24 protein-coding genes, 1 tRNA gene and 1 pseudogene are annotated in these 21,177 nt (G+C 37.9%); 11 read left to right on the top strand and 15 right to left on the bottom strand.

Annotated features, from left to right (window positions below; translation table 11 throughout):
• The 7 genes from BTHERMOSOX_RS04845 to BTHERMOSOX_RS04815 all read left to right on the top strand — a co-directional run.
• Positions 1-919: DUF6883 domain-containing protein (locus BTHERMOSOX_RS04845; RefSeq protein WP_346654940.1), on the top strand; the 919-nt coding region annotated here is incomplete at its 5' end.
• Positions 916-1,143, top strand: coding sequence for a DUF4926 domain-containing protein (locus BTHERMOSOX_RS04840; RefSeq protein ID WP_138119961.1), 228 nt, complete (start codon positions 916-918; stop codon positions 1,141-1,143). The genes BTHERMOSOX_RS04845 and BTHERMOSOX_RS04840, both read left to right, overlap by 4 nt.
• Complete coding sequence (locus BTHERMOSOX_RS04835) at positions 1,140-1,562, top strand: hypothetical protein (protein WP_138119959.1); 423 nt, start codon at positions 1,140-1,142, stop codon at positions 1,560-1,562. The genes BTHERMOSOX_RS04840 and BTHERMOSOX_RS04835 overlap by 4 nt, the downstream gene beginning before the upstream one ends.
• Positions 1,563-1,948: 386 nt before the next feature.
• Positions 1,949-2,635: a hypothetical protein gene (locus BTHERMOSOX_RS04830; RefSeq protein WP_138119957.1), complete on the top strand. Its 687-nt coding sequence runs from the start codon at positions 1,949-1,951 to the stop codon at positions 2,633-2,635.
• A 60-nt stretch (positions 2,636-2,695) separates the two neighbouring features.
• Positions 2,696-3,406, top strand: coding sequence for a transposase (locus BTHERMOSOX_RS04825; RefSeq protein WP_138119955.1), 711 nt, complete (start codon positions 2,696-2,698; stop codon positions 3,404-3,406).
• A 348-nt stretch (positions 3,407-3,754) separates the two neighbouring features.
• Positions 3,755-4,297 carry a hypothetical protein gene (locus BTHERMOSOX_RS04820; RefSeq protein WP_138119953.1) on the top strand — a complete coding sequence of 181 codons (543 nt, stop codon included), beginning with the start codon at positions 3,755-3,757 and terminating at the stop codon, positions 4,295-4,297.
• Positions 4,294-4,923, top strand: coding sequence for a C39 family peptidase (locus BTHERMOSOX_RS04815; RefSeq protein WP_138119951.1), 630 nt, complete (start codon positions 4,294-4,296; stop codon positions 4,921-4,923). Before BTHERMOSOX_RS04820 ends, BTHERMOSOX_RS04815 begins: the two co-directional genes overlap by 4 nt.
• A 4-nt stretch (positions 4,924-4,927) precedes the next feature.
• On the opposite strand, the gene BTHERMOSOX_RS04810 is transcribed toward BTHERMOSOX_RS04815, so the two are convergent.
• The 5 genes from BTHERMOSOX_RS04810 to BTHERMOSOX_RS04790 are packed head-to-tail and all read right to left on the bottom strand — an operon-like array spanning position 4,928 to position 9,299.
• The gene (locus tag BTHERMOSOX_RS04810; RefSeq protein WP_249360605.1) at positions 4,928-6,433 is read right to left on the bottom strand and encodes a YifB family Mg chelatase-like AAA ATPase; all 1,506 of its coding nucleotides are present in this window, start codon (positions 6,431-6,433) and stop codon (positions 4,928-4,930) included.
• Positions 6,430-7,455, bottom strand: a complete 1,026-nt coding sequence (gene tsaD / locus BTHERMOSOX_RS04805) for a tRNA (adenosine(37)-N6)-threonylcarbamoyltransferase complex transferase subunit TsaD (RefSeq protein WP_138119947.1) — start codon at positions 7,453-7,455, stop codon at positions 6,430-6,432. The genes BTHERMOSOX_RS04810 and tsaD overlap by 4 nt, the downstream gene beginning before the upstream one ends.
• Positions 7,442-8,176 carry an LPS export ABC transporter ATP-binding protein gene (gene lptB / locus BTHERMOSOX_RS04800; RefSeq protein WP_138119945.1) on the bottom strand — a complete coding sequence of 245 codons (735 nt, stop codon included), beginning with the start codon at positions 8,174-8,176 and terminating at the stop codon, positions 7,442-7,444. The genes tsaD and lptB overlap by 14 nt, the downstream gene beginning before the upstream one ends.
• 35 nt (positions 8,177-8,211) lie before the next feature.
• Positions 8,212-8,964, bottom strand: coding sequence for a biotin--[acetyl-CoA-carboxylase] ligase (locus BTHERMOSOX_RS04795; RefSeq protein WP_138119943.1), 753 nt, complete (start codon positions 8,962-8,964; stop codon positions 8,212-8,214).
• Positions 8,943-9,299, bottom strand: a complete 357-nt coding sequence (locus tag BTHERMOSOX_RS04790; protein ID WP_428992038.1) for a diacylglycerol kinase — start codon at positions 9,297-9,299, stop codon at positions 8,943-8,945. Before BTHERMOSOX_RS04790 ends, BTHERMOSOX_RS04795 begins: the two co-directional genes overlap by 22 nt.
• A gap of 324 nt (positions 9,300-9,623) precedes the next feature.
• On the opposite strand from BTHERMOSOX_RS04790, the gene truA reads away from it, so the two are divergent.
• The gene (truA, locus tag BTHERMOSOX_RS04785) at positions 9,624-10,367 is read left to right on the top strand and encodes a tRNA pseudouridine(38-40) synthase TruA (RefSeq protein ID WP_138119941.1); all 744 of its coding nucleotides are present in this window, start codon (positions 9,624-9,626) and stop codon (positions 10,365-10,367) included.
• Between the two features lie 57 nt (positions 10,368-10,424).
• On the opposite strand, the gene BTHERMOSOX_RS04780 is transcribed toward truA, so the two are convergent.
• Together BTHERMOSOX_RS04780 and BTHERMOSOX_RS04775 are read right to left on the bottom strand one after the other, a co-directional pair.
• On the bottom strand, positions 10,425-10,985 hold the full coding sequence (locus tag BTHERMOSOX_RS04780; protein WP_249360604.1) for a hypothetical protein: 561 nt from the start codon (positions 10,983-10,985) through the stop codon (positions 10,425-10,427).
• Positions 10,986-11,010: 25 nt separating this feature from the next.
• Positions 11,011-12,768, bottom strand: a complete 1,758-nt coding sequence (locus tag BTHERMOSOX_RS04775) for a SulP family inorganic anion transporter (RefSeq protein WP_171004648.1) — start codon at positions 12,766-12,768, stop codon at positions 11,011-11,013.
• A 188-nt stretch (positions 12,769-12,956) separates the two neighbouring features.
• On the opposite strand from BTHERMOSOX_RS04775, the gene BTHERMOSOX_RS04770 reads away from it, so the two are divergent.
• A complete protein-coding gene (locus BTHERMOSOX_RS04770; protein ID WP_138119939.1) occupies positions 12,957-14,615 on the top strand; it encodes a SulP family inorganic anion transporter in 1,659 nt (552 codons plus the stop codon).
• Positions 14,616-14,687: 72 nt separating this feature from the next.
• On the opposite strand, the gene rimM is transcribed toward BTHERMOSOX_RS04770, so the two are convergent.
• The 3 genes from rimM to purB are packed head-to-tail and all read right to left on the bottom strand — an operon-like array spanning position 14,688 to position 17,000.
• On the bottom strand, positions 14,688-15,200 hold the full coding sequence (gene rimM / locus BTHERMOSOX_RS04765; RefSeq protein ID WP_138119937.1) for a ribosome maturation factor RimM: 513 nt from the start codon (positions 15,198-15,200) through the stop codon (positions 14,688-14,690).
• Between the two features lie 3 nt (positions 15,201-15,203).
• Entirely contained in the window at positions 15,204-15,566 is a 363-nt protein-coding gene (rpsP, locus tag BTHERMOSOX_RS11930) for a 30S ribosomal protein S16 (protein ID WP_138119935.1), read from the bottom strand.
• Between the two features lie 57 nt (positions 15,567-15,623).
• Complete coding sequence (gene purB / locus BTHERMOSOX_RS04755; protein ID WP_138119933.1) at positions 15,624-17,000, bottom strand: adenylosuccinate lyase; 1,377 nt, start codon at positions 16,998-17,000, stop codon at positions 15,624-15,626.
• 68 nt (positions 17,001-17,068) lie between these two features.
• Between purB and acnB the strand changes: the two genes are divergently transcribed.
• Positions 17,069-19,627 (top strand): bifunctional aconitate hydratase 2/2-methylisocitrate dehydratase, encoded by a 2,559-nt coding sequence (gene acnB / locus BTHERMOSOX_RS04750; protein WP_138119963.1) that lies wholly within the window; start codon positions 17,069-17,071, stop codon positions 19,625-19,627.
• A 66-nt stretch (positions 19,628-19,693) separates the two neighbouring features.
• On the opposite strand, the gene BTHERMOSOX_RS04745 is transcribed toward acnB, so the two are convergent.
• The 4 genes from BTHERMOSOX_RS04745 to rpmB are packed head-to-tail and all read right to left on the bottom strand — an operon-like array spanning position 19,694 to position 20,702.
• Positions 19,694-19,897, bottom strand: a complete 204-nt coding sequence (locus BTHERMOSOX_RS04745; RefSeq protein WP_138119931.1) for a hypothetical protein — start codon at positions 19,895-19,897, stop codon at positions 19,694-19,696.
• Positions 19,873-20,304: a hypothetical protein gene (locus tag BTHERMOSOX_RS04740; RefSeq protein ID WP_138119929.1), complete on the bottom strand. Its 432-nt coding sequence runs from the start codon at positions 20,302-20,304 to the stop codon at positions 19,873-19,875. Before BTHERMOSOX_RS04740 ends, BTHERMOSOX_RS04745 begins: the two co-directional genes overlap by 25 nt.
• Complete coding sequence (gene rpmG / locus BTHERMOSOX_RS04735; protein ID WP_053951271.1) at positions 20,301-20,456, bottom strand: 50S ribosomal protein L33; 156 nt, start codon at positions 20,454-20,456, stop codon at positions 20,301-20,303. Before rpmG ends, BTHERMOSOX_RS04740 begins: the two co-directional genes overlap by 4 nt.
• A 9-nt stretch (positions 20,457-20,465) precedes the next feature.
• The gene (rpmB, locus tag BTHERMOSOX_RS04730) at positions 20,466-20,702 is read right to left on the bottom strand and encodes a 50S ribosomal protein L28 (protein WP_138119927.1); all 237 of its coding nucleotides are present in this window, start codon (positions 20,700-20,702) and stop codon (positions 20,466-20,468) included.
• A gap of 122 nt (positions 20,703-20,824) precedes the next feature.
• On the opposite strand from rpmB, the gene BTHERMOSOX_RS04725 reads away from it, so the two are divergent.
• A tRNA-Ser gene (locus BTHERMOSOX_RS04725) sits at positions 20,825-20,914 on the top strand.
• A 139-nt stretch (positions 20,915-21,053) separates the two neighbouring features.
• Here the strand turns inward: BTHERMOSOX_RS04725 and BTHERMOSOX_RS04720 are convergent.
• Positions 21,054-21,177 (bottom strand): annotated as a pseudogene (locus BTHERMOSOX_RS04720) (IS1595 family transposase); the annotation flags it as partial.

The raw sequence follows: 21,177 nt of genomic DNA, 5'->3' as shown, positions 1-21,177 counted from the left end.
TGCGGTTAATACGGTTGGTCAGAACTTAGCTAAAAATATCGGTGCTGCTGATTTAAATGAGCTCACTCACAAACTTGCTCATGCAGGGCTTGGTTGTGGCTTGGCTTCTGCTAAGGGTGGGGATTGTAGTTCGGGTGCGGTGGGAGCGGTTGCCGCTGAAATTGCAGGTGAGATGTATGCTAAAAACAAAGATATCGCCTCAATGTCTGATAAGCAAAGAGAGCAGTTATTAACACAGACAAAATTAGTAGCTCAATTAGTTGCAGTTGCTAGTGCGGAGTTGGCAGGAAAAGATATTAATTCAGCTTTTGATGCTGGAACTAATGCAGTTGAAAACAATCTTAATAGCGAATTAAGAAGAAAATTCATAGAAGCAGATATGTATCAATTAGTTGTTGATGGCAGATTACCTCAATCAACTTATGATGAAGTTTTAAAAGAAATTGATGCTGCTGATAAAGCAGGTGCTGAGGCATTAGTTGCCTATTTATCATTAATGCCTGTTGGGCAAGGTGTTAATTTAATCCTACAAGGTGGCAAAGAGATTATTAAACGCTTTGGGGTTGATGGACTGAAGAAAGTTGTTGGTAAGTTTACACAGTTGAAAAAAACTAATGTTAGTGTTTATAAAAAATTAGATACTTATTTACTTGATAAAACACATAAAGCCAACAAAGGAAAGGCTGATTTTTTCAAAAAAGCGTTAGGGTTTGATAGGTCTAATATTGATAAACTTGCAAAACAAATTAAATTTAATCCAAAAACTGCTACACAAAAATCTACCACTCAATATGGGACTAAATATGAGCAAATTATAAAAATTAATGGGAGTAATGGAAGAATAGTTGATGCTAAATTTATTTGGATTAAAAATAAAGATGGTGTTATGAGGTTAGTGACGGGATATTCAGCAAAATGATTAATCAATACGATGTAGTAGAGTCATTAATAGATATTCCAAAAGAGAATCTTTATATAGGTGATAAGGGGACAGTTGTAGAGGATTTCGATGATAATTACTGCATGGTTGAATTCTTACAGGAAAATTCATCAATTCCTAAAACAGTTGACCCTGTTCCAATTATGCATAAAAAAAATTTAAAGGTTGTTTGGAAACATAACATTAAAGCAATACCCAAATGATTGTTAAATGTATAAGAAATAAAAGAGAGGATTTATCACCAGAACTGTTAAAAAGCTACGACAATAATGTCAATGCTCAAGAAATATATATGGAAATAGGTCAATATTTTTTCGTTTTCGGCATTAGTTTTCGTGAAGGCGTGCCATGGTACTTTATTGAAGAAGATGATACTGATGGCTATCCAACACCTTGGCATTCTGGTCTTTTCGAAGTGGTAGAATCAACAATGCCAAGTAATTGGTGCTTTTATACTAAATCTAGACACATGGATGATAATTTCATTATTTCTAAAGAATGGGCAGAAAATCCTCTTTATGAAGATTTATTAGAAGAAGAAAGTTATGCCATAAAAGCCTTTCAAGAACAAAAAAAAATAGCAAATAATGAAATTAAAAAGTTTTTAAACCTCAAGCGATAAGTTCGTCATATGGTAATAGCATAGACATTCAAAAACACAACCATTAATTTCTGTCAAAAGACAGGGTTTCTGTGCCTTGTTGCCCTCCCTCGTATTTGTTGTTCCAAAGCCTATTGCAGGTATGCCCAAAAACCTTGATACCATAGGCAATCACATTTAAAAGAAGCAACACGTCACAACGGTTCGTTGCCTCACAACTTGATGTTAATGTCAGAACGATTAATAATTGGGAAAGTGACAAAACCAAACATATTGCTAAAAAATATCAAGAAAAAATCATTAAGTTTTTGAGGTATTGCCCTTTAAACAACTAAAAACATAAATTTGTTCTTGACAAAGGCGTGCAGGGGGGGGTATTAACTTCTAATTTTATTTAGGAGTTGTTTGTGTTTAAAGTTTTTTTCGTTTTTCTTTGCATTGCCTTTCAAAATTCTTTAGCAGAACTGCCGCTTACCATTGAAAATGTAATTACCGATAAAGAAAAATTCAAGCTGGATTTGTCACTGTCTTATAATAATTTAGAGCTTCAAGGTGTACAAGCAAGTGATGGCATTTTAATTCAAATAGGCCCTACATCCTTTGTTAGTGTGCCTAGCAAAGTGGGGCAAACGCAAATTAATAGTGATGTTTTAATTGCTAGTATTGGTGCTCGTTACGGCTTAAATGATAATCTTGAATCGTATTTAAGGGCAAATTACTTAAATAGTAGTAGTCGTATTACTGATTTATCTGGCACATCAAGCACAAGTGATTCAAAATTGGCAGACGTTTGGGCTGGGGTTAATTATCAATTTTCAAAAGATACAAGCACACCCGCATTACTCGGCTCAATTGAAACTGCTTTATATGAAAAGCATACGACCGAAAATGCTAAATTTAAATCACATCAAATTGGCATAACCACCTATCGAGCGATTGATCCAATTGTACTGTCACTCACAAGTGGCTATCGTTTTAATCAAATACGAAAAGACAATAGCACTGATTACAAACCTGGTAATTTTTTCTTTATCTCGCCCTCTGTCGGATTTGCGGTAAATGATACGATTACCCTGACCACAGGCTTTCAATGAGGGATAAAGGGGATAAAGGGGACGCTACCCTTTTAATTAGAGTTATGTTAAAATACATTTATGCCAAGACAAGCCAGAAGCGTATTTGCAAATATTCCACACCACATAACTCAAAGAGGTAACCGCCGTAGTGATGTATTTTTCTGCGATGAAAATAAAGATTATTATTTAGAATTATTGCAAGAATACACCATAAAACACAAAGTGCATATTTTGGCTTATTGTCTAATGAGTAATCATATTCATTTAATCTTGCTACCCACAACAGAAGATGGTTTGCAAAAAGTCTTAAAACCATTGCATATGAGGTATAGCCAATATATCAACAAACAACAAAAAACCACTGGAATTTTATGGCAAGGTAGATTTTTTTCATCACCACTAGATGAGAGATATACTTTCTTTTGTTTTGCTTATGTTGAAAATAATCCAGTTGAAGCAGGTATAGTAGAGGTAGTCACTGATTATAAATATTCAAGTAGTAGGCATCATACTGGTATTGAGTTAAATGCACTTGTATATGATTATGATATTGGCGTTCAAAAGAATGGATATTTGGATTATTTACAATCAATGGCTAAACAAAAGAATTTGAAAACTATAATCAAAACAAATACCAGGAAAGGTTTGCCTTGTGGCAATGATGATTTTATTAAAAAACTTAGTGCTATAATTGGCAGAGATTTGAGTTTTAGAGATATTGGAAGACCTAAAAAAAGGGTAGCGTCCCCTTTTTTGCTTAAAGGCTCATCATTTCTTTCTCTATACTAAATTATGAACATTGATTCTATAATAATTTTTCTTGGTGGGCTTGAATTAATCGTTTATCTTATTTATAAGGGTATTAGATACAAAAAAAACAGAGAGAAAATTAAGCAATCAAGAAAATGATTTTAAAATTCCTAAGAATACTCCTAACAGCTGTCAAGAAAATTTTAAAATCAACAAACTTTTTAGTGAAAAAGATATTTTTTACTAAAAAATCAAACAATTTTCCACAAGACGATGCTGGAGGCAGAACATATTTTTGGGCAAGCATGCCTGAATTTATTTTTTGTAATTATTATTTTACTAATTTTGCTAGTGCGGTTTATTCGTTAATTTATAAAAGGACTTAGAATGATAAAGGATATTTTAAACTTACTAATACTCAAACCTGAGCCAATTGAGTATTATCAAAAATATTCGTTAAAAACCAGTATTAATATTGCTATTTTTATGAGTGTACTTTACGGGTTTTTACTTCCACGTCCTATTGAAATAAGCTTTATTGCAAATTTTTTAATGATGCTGATGGTGGTGCCAGTGATGCTGATAATCACTTGGTTTTTAAGCAAACTATTAAAACTCAAGCATAAAAACACCTCGTTTCAAGCTCTGTTTGCCTTAAGTATTTTGGCTAGTATCATAGATTTAATGCTAATACCATTAGCGTTTTTAGCTCAATTTTACGAGTTTTTTAATTATTTACAATTGGCAATGTTTTCATATTCTATGTTAATATTTTTCTTCGCTTTTGCCAAAGCAAATGGAGTTGGTTTAGGTTTTAGTTTGTTAGCAGTGTTGCTCGGAGTTATTGTGTTAATTATTTTAATAATGACAATTAGCATTATTTTTATCACTCTTGGTTTAATCCCAGAACCAACTCTGCCGCCAGTATGATTAGATTGATATTGCTATTTTGTTTGACATTTACCGTGAATGCAGGTGTTATCGTGCCAATAGCAAATTTAAATATCGAAGTCGGTACCAAGACTTGGAAAGATTTAAGAGATGAAAAAATCGTCAAACAAGATAAAGATTATTCTTGTGGCGCTGCATCAATGGCAACACTCTTAAATGAGTTTTACAATCAGTCATTCACTGAAATAGAGCTATTAAAAGCCATGGACAAGGGTGATGGCAGTGCTTCATTTGATGACATGGCGAAAGCTTTGCCACAATTTGGTTTTCGCGCCGTAGGTTATGCCTTGTCATTCGAACAACTATCCAAGCTTAAAATTCCAACAATTGTGTATTTAAAATATCGAAAAGATGATCATTTTTCAGTACTACGCGGCATTAGCAACAGCACCGTTTGGCTGTCCGACCCATCACTCGGCAATCGTACTTATAGTAAAGAGCAATTTTTAGATATGTGGGATACCAGAGACGATAAACTATTAAAGGGAAAAATATTAGCAATACTACCTAATGCTAAGGTCAAACAATCTGTTGATTTTTTTACAAAAACACCGAAACGCCAAACTTCTCTTACAAGTGACTTACAGGCACTAAACCGCTTTTAGCAAGTTAATCATCAAACCGCCGATATCCAGCCGCCTCAATCAAATGAGGCTTATCAACACTTTCGCTTCCGTCCAAGTCTGCAATGGTGCGGGCGACTTTTAGAATGCGGTGATAGCCTCTGGCGGAGAGATGAAGTTTGTCAATCACGCTGGATAGGAGTTGTTTGTTGGTTTTATCTAATTTGATGAGTTTATTAATTTCATCAGGGCTGAGTTTGTCATTGGTTTTGCCTTGGCGATTTATTTGTTTTTCATAGGCTTTTAATACTCTTTTTCGTATGACTTCACTTGATTCTGCATTGGCATTTTCTTGGCTGAGCAGGTCTTTTTTAGGTAGTGGTGGTACGGTTAACACCATATCAATCCTATCCAGGAGTGGTCCTGATATTTTGTTTTTGTATTTTTCTATTTGGTCTGCTGTACAGTGGCATTTAGCCGTACCATCACCATAATAGCCACATGGGCAAGGATTCATCGCTGCAATCAACTGAAAATTAGCTGGAAATATTACTTGTTGCTGAGCACGTGAAACATGAACTTCACCACTTTCCAAAGGTTGTCTTAAGGCTTCTAAAACATGTCGTGGAAACTCTGGCAATTCATCTAAAAACAACACACCTTCATGCGCTAAAGAAATTTCACCCGGCTTGGGATTTGAGCCACCGCCCACCAAAGCCACTGCTGACGAAGAATGATGAGGAGAGCGAAAAGGTCGCGTATACATTTGCGATAAATCAATTTCTTTGTTGGCTACCGAGCAAATTGCAGCATGTTGCAAGGCTTTCTCTGCGCTTAATGGCGGCATAATTGAATACAATCTTTCTGCTAGCATAGTTTTTCCTGAACCGGGAACGCCGCGAAGTAGTAAATTATGCCCGCCACTTGCTGCGATTTCTAATGCGCGCTTGGCATGATACTGCCCCTTGACCTGAGAAAAATCATACTCGTATTTAGGCGCTATTTTTTCTTGAATAGCAGGAGCTTTGGGCGCCTCCAATCCAGTTAAAAACTCACAAACTTGCAATAAATGCTTGGCCGGTATTATTTCAACATGCTCAACCAATGCACACTGTTGATAATCATCATAAGGAACAATAACACTATGCCTAACCTTATTTGCCTCAATCACCGCTGGCAATAATCCTTCTGTTGCGTGCAATAATCCATCTAACCCAAGTTCGCCGTAACATTCAAATTGCAATATATCGATACTTGGTTTTATTTGCCCTGAGGCAATTAATACACCTAATGCAATAGGCAAATCATAGCGCCCACCACGTTTTGGCAAATTAGCAGGTGCTAAGCTTACCGTAATACGCCCTTTGGGCATTTTAAAATTTGAATTCATTAGTGCAGAACGCACTCGATCTTTACTTTCTTTAACTGCACCTTCAGGCAATCCTACAATTGAGAATCCTGGTAGTCCACCTGAAATATGCACTTCAATGGTAACAATGGGCGCATCAAGCCCAGTTGATGCTCGTGTGAATACCTTAGCTAGTTGACTCACACAGCCTCCAAATCTTCTAAGTTCCATCTTGGCTGAATGGTGATTTCACCACCAGATGTCACCTGACCTTTGCTTAGGCGTAAATGGCCAGCTAAGGCAATCATGGCGCCATTATCTGTACAGAATTCTTGCCGAGGATAGAATACTTTAACCTTCAGTTTTAAGCCCATTGCATCCAACTCTTCTCTTAAAGATAAATTAGCGCTAACACCGCCAGCTACAACCAGCGTATCTCGCTGGGTTTGCTCTAAAGCACGCCTACATTTAATCATTAGTGTTGAAGTTGCTGCCACTTCAAAAGCTTTAGCAATGTCAGCCTTCTGATCAGGATACTTAGCAAAGGTATTACGTGCAAAGGTTTTTAATCCACTAAAGCTAAAATCCAACCCTGGACGATCAATCATTGGTCGTGGAAATTTAAACGCATCTTGCCCACCTTCTAATGCAAGCTTTGCCAATGCTGGCCCACCTGGATATCCAAGACCTAAAATTTTGGCTGTTTTATCAAACGCTTCGCCCACAGCATCGTCCAAAGATTCACCTAAAATTTCATATTTACCAATGGCTTTCACATCAATCAGCATGGTGTGCCCTCCTGATACCAGCAGCGCTACAAATGGAAAGCTTGGTTGTTCATCTTCTAACAAAGGCGCCAATAAATGCCCCTCCATATGATGCACGCCCAACGATGGAATTTTTAAACTCCAAGCTAGTGATTTTGCTACAGCACTACCCACAAGAAGCGCCCCAGCTAAACCCGGGCCAGCCGTGTAAGCAATACCACTAATATCAGACAAGCTCAAATTTGCACCTTTAAGTACGGACCTAATCAAAGGCAATGCTCTTTGAATATGATCTCGAGAGGCAAGCTCGGGCACTACACCACCATATTCAGCGTGGATATCCACTTGAGAAAATAACTGATGACCAATTAATCCTTTTTCACTGTGATACAAACCAATACCAGTTTCATCGCAAGAGCTCTCAATACCAAGCGTAACAAAAGGCTTAGTACTCGACATTTGATTCACCCAAATAAACCTTCTTGACTTCAGTATTGTTCAAAATAGTCTGCTTATCGCCTTTGGCAATAATGCTGCCAGCATGCAATACGTAAGAGTGGTCACAAGTATCTAGCATTTCACGATAGTTATGATCAGTAATTAACACGCCAATACCCTTAGCTTTTAAATGGAAAATGATTTGCTGAATGTCGCCCACAGAAATAGGGTCAACGCCAGCAAAAGGTTCATCTAATAAAATAAATTTAGGATCCATGGCTAACGCTCTAGCAATTTCTACTCGACGCCTTTCACCACCTGACAAACTTAACCCATCAATATGGCGAATATGCTCAATATGAAACTCAGCCAACAATTCTTCTAATCGGTGATTTCTTTGGGGTTTGTCTAATGCTGAGTTTAGTTCAAGCACAGCCATGATGTTATCTTCGACAGACAACTTTCTGAAAATTGAAGGCTCTTGTGGCAAATACCCTAGCCCAAGTTTAGAGCGCTTATGCATTGGCATTTTACTCACTTTGATGCCGTCAATAAAAACTTGACCTTTATCAGCTCTAACCAGCCCACAAGCGATATAAAAACAAGTGGTTTTTCCTGCGCCATTTGGCCCTAAAAGCCCAACAATCTCACCCAGTTTAACCTCAAAAGATACGTCTGACACCACCTCACGTCGAGCATATTTTTTAACAATATTTTTAACAGTAAGTGTGTTTGAAGTCATGATAATTAGTTTAAATGTCTAGTAGATATCTTACCCTAAATAAGTCGAATTTGGTTGGAGCTATAGGCCTCAACAACCTCACTACCAGTCTTTATCATCAGGGCGCCTTGTGGACTAACGCCAATAATAACGCCACATAATGTTTGATTGTTTATGTCTATCTCGACTTGCTTATCAAGCAAATAATCTGCAGTCTGCCAAGACTTTAAAAAATAAGACAACCCTTGGGCAGAAAATAACTGGCAATATTTCAACATGGTGTTGATGAGTGAAGCACTTAGATTTTCAATATTGGGTAATTGTTGTAACACACTTGCTAAATCAACCCAAGGCGTGCCACATTCAAAATTTTTCCCAAGCTGATAATTCAATCCAAGCCCGATAACCACGGACTGATCATTGCCTTGAACCGAATTTTCAATAAGGATGCCTGCCATTTTTTTTCCCTCAAAAAAAACATCGTTTGGCCATTTGAGCTTAACATTTGTCAAGCCAAATTCTTCCAAAGTGCTAACAACTGCCAACCCTATCACCAAACTTAATCCGTTCAAAGATACGCTAGCATCAAAAACATGTCTAATTGAAAACAAGACGTTAGTATCTTTTTGACTTAACCAAACTCGATCATACTGACCTTTTCCTTGTGTTTGCTCCCTGGCAATACATACTTGTGTTGATTCAGAAAACTCTAAGGAAGACAAATACTCATTCGTACTGGGGATCGAATCAAAAACAAAGCACTCGACTGGTGAGCTAATTTGACCCTCTAGATTAGAATAATCAGCCATGTAATAATTAATAACGTCAGAGAAAGCCAAACAGCTGCTGAACCCATATCTTTGGCCGCACCTGAAAGTACATGATATTCATCGCCAATTCTATCCACTACAGATTCAATAGCTGAATTTAAAACCTCCACAATTAGCACTAAAAATACACTGGCTATTAAGATAGCCTGCTCAACACCCGTCTTGCCAAAAATCAACGTAAGTGGCAGAAAAATAATCGCTAGCCACACCTCTTGTCTAAAAGCTGCTTCAGACTGATAACAAGTTTTTAAGCCTTTCATTGAAAATTCATAAGCAGTAAAAATTCTCTTTAATCCAGTTGCTTCATTTTTCACGGACTACTCTTTAAGTGGTTAAAATAGTTAAATCAATTTTACACACATGTTCAAGGGCGCCTTTATAAACCCTAGTAATTTTTGACAACGACAAATTCTCATAGGTAAAATAAAATTATGTAGCCGTAGTTATTCATATGTCAAATAATTTTATAAAGCATATGGGAATTTGTCTAAGTCCATTCTGGCAAGAGTTTTAGGCTTGTTAGCGGTGTTAAATTTTCCAGCAATATAAATAACTATTACTAAGAAAATTATGCCTTGCTAACAAACCTAAAAAGCACTTGAAAAATTTTATCAGGGTTTATAGAGGTACCCTTAATTATGAAAATAGCATTAGGCGTTGAATACATGGGCACTGATTTCCATGGATGGCAATTACAAAAATCTGGTATTCGAACCGTGCAACAAGTAGTCGAACGTGCGCTTTCTAGTATCGCTGATCATCCTGTTCGAGTATTTTGCTCTGGCAGAACAGATGCAGGTGTTCATGCAATCGAGCAAGTTATTCATTTTGAAACTAGTGCTATTCGTGAAGACAAAGCTTGGTTATTTGGTGGAAATGTCAACTTACCCTATGATGTTAATTTTACTTGGGCAAAGACAGTGGATGATGATTTTCATGCACGCTTTAATGCTTTTGCTAGGCGCTATCATTACAAAATTCACAACACCAAAGTTCGCTCATCGATTATTGGCCAGCACTCTCTTTGGGAACCTAGGCCTTTGAATATCGATAACATGAATAAGGCCGCCCAGTATTTACTCGGTGAACATGATTTTTCTGCTTTTCGGGCAAGCTTGTGTCAGGCAAAATCACCTATCAAAACCATTGAATTTATTAAGTTTACTCAAAACGGAAATGAAATCTTGCTGGATATCAAAGCCAATGCTTTTTTACATCATATGGTGCGTAACATTGTAGGAACCCTCATAAAGGTTGGCAGGGGCGAGCGCGATAGCAACTGGGTAAAACAAGTGCTTGATTCTAAGGATCGCAAACAAGCTGGTGCAACCGCACAACCGCAGGGTTTGTATTTTGTAAAGGCTTTTTATAATAGAATATAATAGATACCCTTGTAGTAATCTGGTTTGTTGTAAAATTTTAACAAAGAAGTCGCCTAACTAATTATCAATAAACACATGCCCTAAGTATGAAAATACGCCTATCATTATTCCGCTAAATAGCTGCGCATGCACAAAATAAGAAAACTTCTTTATCTGTTTTGATGTACGCCTCCAACTTATAAACAAGCCAAACACTCCTTGCCAAATAACAAGCAACAAGACTGCCGGAAAAAAAAGAATGTGCATGGGAATTCCCATAAGAGCAACATGCAATAGGATTATGACAACCAGTCCAGCGCCAAAATATATGTGCGTTCGATCCAAGAGATGAATCACCCCTTGAAACAGGCTTGCATCGATAGAAGGAGAATACTTAGGTAGAATGCGTTTTGATAACGTACCCTTCCCAAGTATTAGTTTCAGCACTGTTCTAGTGTAAATAAATGCGATAAACCACAAACCTATCTCGCCTATGCTTTCTCCAAGTTCAGATAAAAATGTTTCATGTTCAGCAATAGGTGGATAGTTAAAACTAATATAAATGTAATACCCAACTGACAATACTATGATACTGATAGTGAAAATAAAAAAATTTCTTAACTCATTAGAAATTGCCATGATTTTTTTAGTACGCCCCTGCCTTTTAGGAGATTAAATGCTTTAACGGACTCTTAGAAGCCGCCTCAGCATCGCCAAGCTCAGCCCAAGCATAACGCAGTGCATCGGTACGGCGATCATGAAAACGATCTTCACCGAACTTATCCATAAAACCTGATTTTCTCAATACCTTTTCAATACCTTCAGTACGTGCAAATAGAATCTCAACGCCATTTGAAGAGCATCTGTCTAGCAATCCTGTAAGCATCTCTTCACCTGAGGCATCAATTTGATTGATGCCTGCCATGTCAACAATGATGTACTTTAAACAATGGTGCTTCTCGGCAATCAGATTAAGCATACGGTCTTCAAAATAACCTGCATTACCAAAATATAAAGAGCCAGAATATTTAACAATTGAAACCACTTCGCAACGATCAAGTTTATTATCTAGTGCATTAACCAGTATGGTTGAGCCACTATGTGCCGATAACTCGGTAAATCTTGGCTGCATGGTACGATACAAAAACAATGCTAACGACAAGATAACGCCAATTACAATGCCATTTTCTAGATGTGGTGCGAACAATAGCGTCAATACAAACGAAGAAACAGCAACAATTGCGTCATGCTTTTCAACCTTCCAAGCATGCATAATTGGTGCAAATTTAATCAGGTTGATAACTGCCATAATGATAACCGCCGCCAATGTTGCCTGTGGCAAATGGTATAAAAGTGGCGTTAAAAATAATAAGGTAATACCCACAATTACCGCTGTCACTACTGACGAAAATCCAGTAATTGCACCTGCAGATATGTTAACTGCAGAACGCGAAAATGAGCCTGATACCGCATAACCTTGGAAGAAACTAGAAACAACGTTTGCCAGTCCTTGGCCCATTAATTCTTGATCAGCATCAAGGCGCTGTTTGGTTTGTGCGGCCATGGCTTTTGCAATAGAAATAGCCTCCATAAAACCAATCAAACCAATAGTAATTGCAGTCACAATCATTTGATTCATAACTGAAAAATCAAAGCCAGGAATAACTATTGGTGGCAAACCTTCTGGAATAAGACCAACAATTGCACCGCCGTAGCCGCCTGCCTCAACTGAACCACCAAAATCAATCAACCAAGCGATAATAGTTGTAACAGCTACCGCCAATAAAACGCCTGGCAATTGTGGTGCGTATTTTTTAACTGCAATCATGATTACAAAAGCCATGATTGCAATCATTAGTGTAATTGAATGGGTGCCCGTAGTGGCATTAACAATCGTACCCCATACTTGTTCATAAGTATGTTCACCATCACCTTTAACAACGCCAAATATTTTATTTAATTGTGATGTGCCAATAATGATTGCTGCAGCATTAGTAAAGCCAACCACAACTGGATGAGATAAGAAGTTAATAATAAAGCCAAGCTTTAATGCGCCTAATAAAAACTGAAAAATACCCACCATAAAGGCTAGTAGAGATGCATAAATAACATACTCTTCCATGCTAGCACCTTCAGGCAAAATAGTGGGTACCGCTGCTGCTGTTAACAACGATACAACTGCTACTGGACCCGTACCCAACTGACGCGATGAACCCATTAAAGCTGCAATCATAACTGGTAAAAATGAAGCGTACAAGCCGTGCTGTGGAGGTAAACCTGCAAGTTGTGCATAAGCCATTGATTGTGGCACTAATACTAATGCCACTGTTAAGCCAGCAACCAGGTCTGCTTTTAATATGTTTGAGTCTTTAATCTCACCAATCCATGCCAAAAACGGCAAAAACCTTGCAAATTTGTTCATTGTGCGTTCCAATTATATAAAAAATAGCTTCATGCTATTGAAGTGCCACCTAGAGAGAGTTACTAAGTGAATATTAGCCCTATATTATATAATAATACCTCCATTTAATACGGGTTATTTTGTATAATGTTGAACTTGCCTTTTCTAGGCAGTCTTTATTTCTTACTTACTATACAAAGGATTAATTCATGAGATTAATTGAGAATTTACATTTTAATAATATTCGTGGTGATATTACTGGTGGTATCACAGCTGGCGTTGTAGCCCTTCCGTTTGCAATTGCAATGGGCTTAGCTTCGGGCGCTGGTGCAATTGCTGGCCTATACGGTGCTATTATTACTGGCTTCTTTGCTGCTCTATTTGGTGGCACCGGTGCACAAGTATCTGGACCAACAGGCCCTATGACCGTGGTAATGGCGCTTGTGGTAACTCAATTTGTTACCTATTTCTCAGGTGAAATTGATCCGATAACTGGACTTATTTACACTCAAGATGCAGCGCTTGGTGCTGGCCTGGCAATTGCCTTTACCACGGTTGTGTTAGGTGGTATTTTTCAAATTATTTTTGGCCTATTGAAGTTAGGACGCTTTATTAACTTGATGCCACATCCAGTAACTTCTGGCTTTATGACGGGCATTGGCGTTATTATTATTATCTTACAAATTCCTCAAGTTTTAGGATTTTATGATATTAAAGGCTCTACAACGGGCATCTTCTCCCAATTAGGAGAGGTTAAAGAATATTTTGTTAATATCGGTGCAATTTCAATTGCAGCCATCACTCTGGCTACCGTGTACTTATTGCCTAAAAAGATTGGCAAGTTTATTCCAGCACCATTATTCGCCTTAGTAACAGGCACGTTAGTTTTGTTATTCTTCCCAGAGCTATTTTCATCGTCTGCAGAGCCATTAAACGCAATGATTCTTGGTGAGATTCCAACAGGACTTCCAAGCTTTCAAACGCCTGCTTGGGAAGCAAGCATTGTTGTTGACATGATTGCTGCTGGCATGATGCTGGCCATTCTAGGCTCTATTGACTCATTACTAACTTCGCTAGTTTCTGACGAAATTACACGCACACATCACAAATCTGATCGCGAATTAATTGGCCAAGGTATTGGTAACACATTATCAGGCTTATTTGGTGGCTTGCCAGGAGCAGGCGCCACTATGCGCACTATGACCAACGTTAAAGCCGGTGGCTTGACACCTATCTCTGGTGCACTGCATGCCGTGTTATTGCTTGCCATTGTATTGGGTGGCGCACAATATGCAAAAGAGATTCCACTAGCGGTACTAGGCGCTATCTTGGTTAAAGTAGGTACTGATATTATTGACTGGGAGTACTTAAAAAACTTAGTCTCTACCCCTAAATCTGGTGCGTTAATCATGATTGTGGTACTAGGAATTACTGTGTTTTACAACCTAATGGCCGCCGTTGGCGTTGGGCTTGTAATGGCCAGCTTAATCTTCTTACAAAGAATGACAGACGTGCAACTTGCCAGCATTATATCGGTTCAAACTATTGAGGAAGCCTCTCACTTAGATGAAACCCATCAAGAATTAATTCGTGCAGGCAATACTTTGTTTTACCAATTAAACGGCCCAATGAGCTTTGGCTCTGCAAAAGGCGTCGTAAGAGACTTCTCAACTAAGTCAAATTACAATAGAGCCATCTTAGACTTGTCTAACGTGCCTGTAATTGATTACACAACCTCTAGATCAATCTCAGAAATTTGCAACATCTGCCAGGAGAAATCTGCAGAAATTACAATCGTTGGCGCTAATATCAAGGTAAGGCACGCCCTTGAAAATATCGGTATTGATAAAGAGCTTATTAGTCACTAATTAAGCCTTTATCTTTACCCATAAAAAAGCCTGCATTGTTGCAGGCTTTTTTATTGTTTAATTATCTAGGCGCTAAAAATCTTCATCCCAGTCAACTAACACCTTGCGTGTATTCATATCTATGTTGATCAAAAATGGCTCAATATAAGGCACCCAATGTTCTTTCTTGCCATTGATAACCATTACATTGTTTGATCCGGTATCAACCATGTAAGAGATTTTTCCAAGTTCAACACCTGCAGTATTAACAACCTCTAATCCTGTTAGCTCGTCCCAGTAATACTCGCCTTTAGGCAGTTTTGCTAGTTGCGATCTTTCGATATAGATATCTATGCCAATATAGACCCTGGCAACCTCACGATCATCCACGCCTTTTAGTTGAGCAACAATGGTTTTTCCTTGCACTCGGCCTTTAACAATTTCAAGCGTCGTCCATTTGCCATCGACTTCAATATGCCAAGGCTGATAAGTCAGAATATTTTTTCTGGGATTGGTGTGTGAAAATAATTTCACCCAGCCCTGAACGCCAAAAAGGCCATTAATCTGTCCGACCAATAGCCTTTTATTGATAGAGTTATTACTCACTACTTACTCAGCAGCAGCTTCCTCTGATGACGCTTCAGTAGCGCTTTCCGCTTCTGCCGCTGCCTTAGCTACAACTACTGCCGCTCTAGCATCTTGAGCCGCAACACGCTTCTCACGAATTGAAGGATCTTTAAATTCTTTAATAAGTTGTTGAACACGATCAGATAACTGCGCACCTTTTGACGTCCAGTACTCTAATCTTTCTTCTTCGATAGTAAGCCTAACTTCTTGTCCACGAGCAACCGGATTAAAATATCCGATACGCTCAATGTAACCACTGTCTCTACGCTTGCGTGAGTCTGTTGCTACGATTGAATAAAAAGGTTTTTTCTTGGCTCCACCTCGGGCTAGTCTAATTTTAACCATGGGTTTTTTGCTCCTTTATTTATAATAGCTTACACCGAAAAGGTATAAGACGCGAAATTATATCAGTTTTTCTAAGTCTTGCGCTAGTTTTTGCGCATCACCCGTATAAGTCATCGGGGTTAATTCGGCCAATGCTTGTTTTGCCTCATCTGGCATATCCAAATCTTTTACAAACTCAGCCAATACTTGGGCATCAATAGTGTTGCCACGAGTTAACGCCTTAAGCTTCTCATACGGATTTTCAATACCATAACGACGCATTACTGTTTGAATAGGCTCGGCTAGTACTTCCCATGATGAATCTAAATCTTGATGTAAGCGCGCCTCATTAGTTTCTAGCTTGCTAATACCCTTGGCAATTGATGCATAGGCCACTAAACAATGTGCGCAACTTACACCTAAGTTTCTAAGAACGGTCGAATCAGACAAGTCACGCTGCCAACGAGAAATGGCCAACTTGTCCGCCAAATGTGTATTAAGCGCATTGGCAATGCCTAAATTTCCTTCACCATTTTCAAAGTCGATTGGGTTAACTTTGTGCGGCATGGTTGACGAGCCAACCTCACCTTCAATGGTTCTTTGCTTGAAATAACCTAATGACACGTAGCCCCAAATATCACGACAATAATCAATCAAAATGGTATTGAAACGATTCATTGAATGAAAATACTCAGCCATGTAATCGTGTGTTTCAATTTGTGCAGTGTACATCGCGTAGTTAATGCCTAAGCCTTCAATAAACTGCTGAGAAATCGCTTGCCAATCTAAGTCTGGATAAGCCGATATGTGCGCGTTAAAATTACCCACAGCGCCATTAAATTTACCCATAATTTTGACACCTTCTAAGTGTCCAATTTGGCGCTTAAGACGAAATGCAAAATTTGCCATTTCCTTACCAACAGTAGTCGGCGAGGCTGTTTGGCCATGTGTACGTGACAACATCGGAATAGCTGCATTGTCTTTAGCCATTTTTGCAATGAGCGTTAGTACATTGTTCATTTGCTTAAGTATGATTTTACGGCCATCGACTAGCATCAATGCGTGTGACAAATTGTTAATATCTTCAGAAGTACAAGCAAAGTGAAAAAATTCACTAACCGCATTAAGCTCGATATTATTTTTAATTTTATCTTTTAAGAAGTACTCAACCGCTTTCACATCATGGTTGGTGGTTTTTTCAATATCTTTAACCGCTTGCGCATCTTCTAATGAAAAATTAGAAGCAATATTAGCTAAAAACTCGCTCGCTTCTGAACTAAACGCAGGCACTTCTTCAATACCTTGATTATCAGCCATAGCCTGTAGCCATTCAACCTCAACCAAAACTCGATATTTAATTAGGCCAAATTCACTAAAAATATTACTCAGGTCTTTAGTCTTATCAAAATAACGTCCGTCAACCGGAGAAATTGCAGTTAAAGCATTGAGTTCCATAATATTTATTAAAGGCTGTAAAAATGATAAAATTATACGCTTTATTCATTCTTATAAAAATACTCATCGTGAAATCGGACTATCTAAAACATATTGAAGAGCGCAAGCTAAACAACCTACCCCCATTAGCACTTAATGCTGAACAAGCCAAATCAGTAGTGGAATGCCTGATAAGTACAGATGATGATGATTTTTATCTTGATTTATTAACACACCGCATTCCGCCAGGCGTGGATGAAGCGGCTTATGTTAAGGCCAGCTTTCTAGCCAGCATCGCTAAAGGCGAGCAAGCTTGCAAGGCCATCAACCAACAACAGGCAACTTTTCTACTAGGCACAATGCTAGGTGGCTATAACATCGAGCCATTAATTGATTTGTTAGATCTAGATGAAACAGCGCAAACTGCAACCGATGCCTTATCAAAAACACTACTTATTTATGAAGCGTATCAATCTATTGTAGAAAAATCAGCTACTAATACATTTGCCAAACAAGTGGTCGATGCCTGGGCAAATGCAGATTGGTTTACCTCTAAAAAAGCATTGTCCGCTGAAATTAAAGTAACCGTTTTTCGTGTTGAAGGCGAGATTAATACCGATGATTTATCCCCTGCTACAGAAGCTTGGTCACGTCCAGACATTCCACTTCATGCACAATCAATGCTGGTTAAGAAAATGGATAACCCATTAGAAACTATTGTCAAGCTTAAAGAAAAAGGACTTCCACTTGCCTTTGTTGGCGATGTTGTAGGCACTGGCTCATCTCGTAAATCAGCAATCAATTCTGTACTATGGCACATGGGCAATGACATTAACTACGTACCTAATAAACGCAGTGGCGGCGTAGTACTGGGCGGCAACATTGCGCCAATCTTTTTTAATACTGCCGAAGATTCTGGCGCACTACCGATTGAGTGTGACGTATCAAAACTCAATATGGGTGATGAAATCACTATTCACCCTTATGAAGGAAAAATCACCAATAGCAATGGTGATACTATTTCAACTTTTAAACTATCGCCAACCACAATGCCTGATGAAGTGCGTGCGGGTGGCAGAATTCCACTGATTATTGGACGCGGATTAACAGATAAAACTCGTCAAAATTTAGACCTGCCTGTAAGCGATCTTTTCTTACGCCCACAAGATGCTAGCAATAGTGATGCAGGCTATACATTGGCGCAAAAAATTGTTGGCAAGGCTTGTGGCGTTAAAGGCATTCGCCCTGGCACATATTGTGAGCCACGCATGTCAACGGTAGGCTCTCAAGATACAACAGGTGCCATGACTCGTGATGAGCTTAAAGAATTAGCTTGCCTGGGTTTTTCGGCAGACTTAGTTATGCAAAGTTTTTGTCACACAGCAGCTTATCCAAAACCGATTGATTTGGAGCTTCAGCATTCACTACCTGACTTTATGCAATCTCGTGGCGGCGTAGCACTAAAACCTGGAGATGGTATTATCCATTCATGGCTTAATCGCATGCTTTTGCCAGATACTGTAGGCACAGGTGGCGATTCACATACTCGATTCCCAATTGGCATTAGCTTTCCTGCAGGCTCTGGCTTAGTTGCATTTGGTGCATCTATCGGTGTGTTACCATTAGATATGCCTGAATCTGTCTTGGTGCGTTTTAGTGGCACCATGCAAGAAGGCATTACTTTACGTGATTTGGTTAATGCCATTCCTTATGTTGCCATTCAGCAAGGATTGCTAACCGTTGAAAAATCAAACAAGAAAAATATCTTCTCAGGTAGAATTTTAGAAATTGAAGGTTTGGGCGATCTTAAAATTGAACAAGCATTCGAGCTAACTGACGCTTCAGCAGAGCGTTCAGCTAATGGTTGCACGATTAAACTTAATAAAGAGCCGGTTGCAGAATACTTGCAATCTAACATTGCCCTGCTATCATCAATGATAGAAATGGGCTATGAGGATAAAAAGACTATCGCTAGACGTATTTTAGCCATGCAAAAATGGCTAGATTCACCTGAATTATTAGAGGCAGATAGCAATTGTGGATACGCCGCTATCATCGAAGTTAACCTTGATGACATTAAAGAACCAATTCTTGCCTGTCCAAATGATCCTGATGACGTTAAAACATTGTCAGATGTGGCCAACACCAAAATTGACGAAGTGTTTATTGGCTCTTGTATGACCAATATTGGGCACTTTAGAGCAGCTGCACAACTACTTAAAGGTCAATCAGAATTAGCAACAGAGCTTTGGATTGCGCCGCCAACGCGCATGGATGAAGCGCAACTTAAAAAAGAAGGTGTGTACAAAACATTTGAAGCGATTACTCAGCATACGGAAATTCCAGGCTGCTCATTATGTATGGGCAATCAAGCTCGTGTTAATGACAATACCACTGTGGTCTCAACCTCAACCAGGAACTTTCCAAATCGCCTAGGTGACAATGCTGATGTTTATCTATCTTCTGCAGAAGTTGCAGCGATCTCAGCAAAGCTAGGGCACATTCCTACGACTGAAGAATACCTTACGGCTATGCGTGACATGGAGCCAGCATCAAAAGATATTTATCAGTATTTGAATTTTGATCAGATCTCTGAATATCAAGAAGCTGTTGGTCATATTGCATTGGACACTATTCTTAAAGAATAGATCTAAATACATAGACAATAAAAAGCCGCTAATTAGCGGCTTTTTATATATTTCAATGATTCAAATCTAAGCAGATTTTTGCTTAGATTTTTTTAAATTTTCCCAAAAATTACCTGTGTAAAATTGACAATATTTAAACATTTCATTATCAGTTAAATAGCCTTTTTTACCATTCCAGTCGCTTTTAAGCATTGCAACTAATTCATTTGTTAATTTTTTATTAGTGGTTTTCATATATTTCTTCCCTATTTCATTTGGATTTCTATCCATTTTCCATAATTTTTGAAATTTATTATATCATTTTCTGCTTGATGTGTTGCAATTATCATAAATATGTCATGCATCAGTTCATTATCAATAAATAGTTTTAATTTCTTAACGTTTTCTTCATCGCAAATTTTCAGCATTGACTCATATATAAAAATGATAATTTCAATGACATTATTATCATTTTGCTCAAAAAATGGGTGAAAATGAATTTTTAAATTTTTGGCGTATTTATCCAAAACATTGATAATTTGAAAAACAGAAATTACCTTATTGTTTTGTAATACTGCATGCCATTCAAAATCACTTAATTCACTTTCAAATATTGCTTTTTCTGTTGGCTCTAAATATCGTTTCCAATCTTGTAAAATTAAGTCATCTTGCTTAATTTTCTGATATTTAAAATTCACTTAATCTTAGCTTCCTTATAGATAACGTGTTGTCTTACAACTGGATCAAACTTTTTAACTTCAACTTTCTCAGGATGAAGACGTTTGTTTTTAGTTGTTGTGTAGAAATGACCAGTTTTAGCTGATGATACTAATTTAATTTTTTCTCTCATAATTTACTCCTAAACCTTTTCGCCACGTGCGCGGATTTCTTTAAGTACAACGTCAATACCTTTCTTATCAACGATACGTAAACCTTTAGCTGTTAGCTTAAGTTTTACAAAACGATTCTCACTTTCCACCCAAAAACGGTGTGTGTGAAGATTTGGATAAAAACGACGGCGCGTTCTATTGTTTGCGTGTGATACATTGTTACCACTAATTGGTCGCTTACCAGTTACTTGACATACCTTTGCCATGACTCTACCTTTCGAAAATCTAAAAGAAATGAATTATACTTAAAATTATTTAACTTTCTTAGCTAAATTTTATAAAAATCGTGTTTACTATTGCATGAACTAGCTGTATCATACACCACTTCGGAGGGATGGCAGAGCGGCTGAATGCACTGGTCTTGAAAACCAGCAAGGATTAATCTCCTTCCAGGGTTCAAATCCCTGTCCCTCCACCAAATTACCCCTTATGTAGCAACAATAATTAGAAGAAATATTAAAAGTTTCACTACATTTTCACTACATACAAAAAAAATACCCTATCTTTCCACTAATTTTTTAGCCCTAAGTATTGTTGCTTTTTGTTAAAAATATGGGTCATGACAACTTAAGCGACTCTTTTCTGAACATTTCAAGCAAAATCTTATAAAGATTTTGCTTGCGATTATTGAATCTAAATTCACATTCTTTCAAGTGTAAATTAAACATATTTTTATTCATT

Origin of the sequence: Bathymodiolus heckerae thiotrophic gill symbiont, from assembly GCF_900128515.1 — a bacterium.
In the GTDB taxonomy this organism is placed as follows: domain Bacteria; phylum Pseudomonadota; class Gammaproteobacteria; order PS1; family Pseudothioglobaceae; genus Thioglobus_A.
This window is presented reverse-complemented; position numbering and strand designations above follow the sequence as displayed.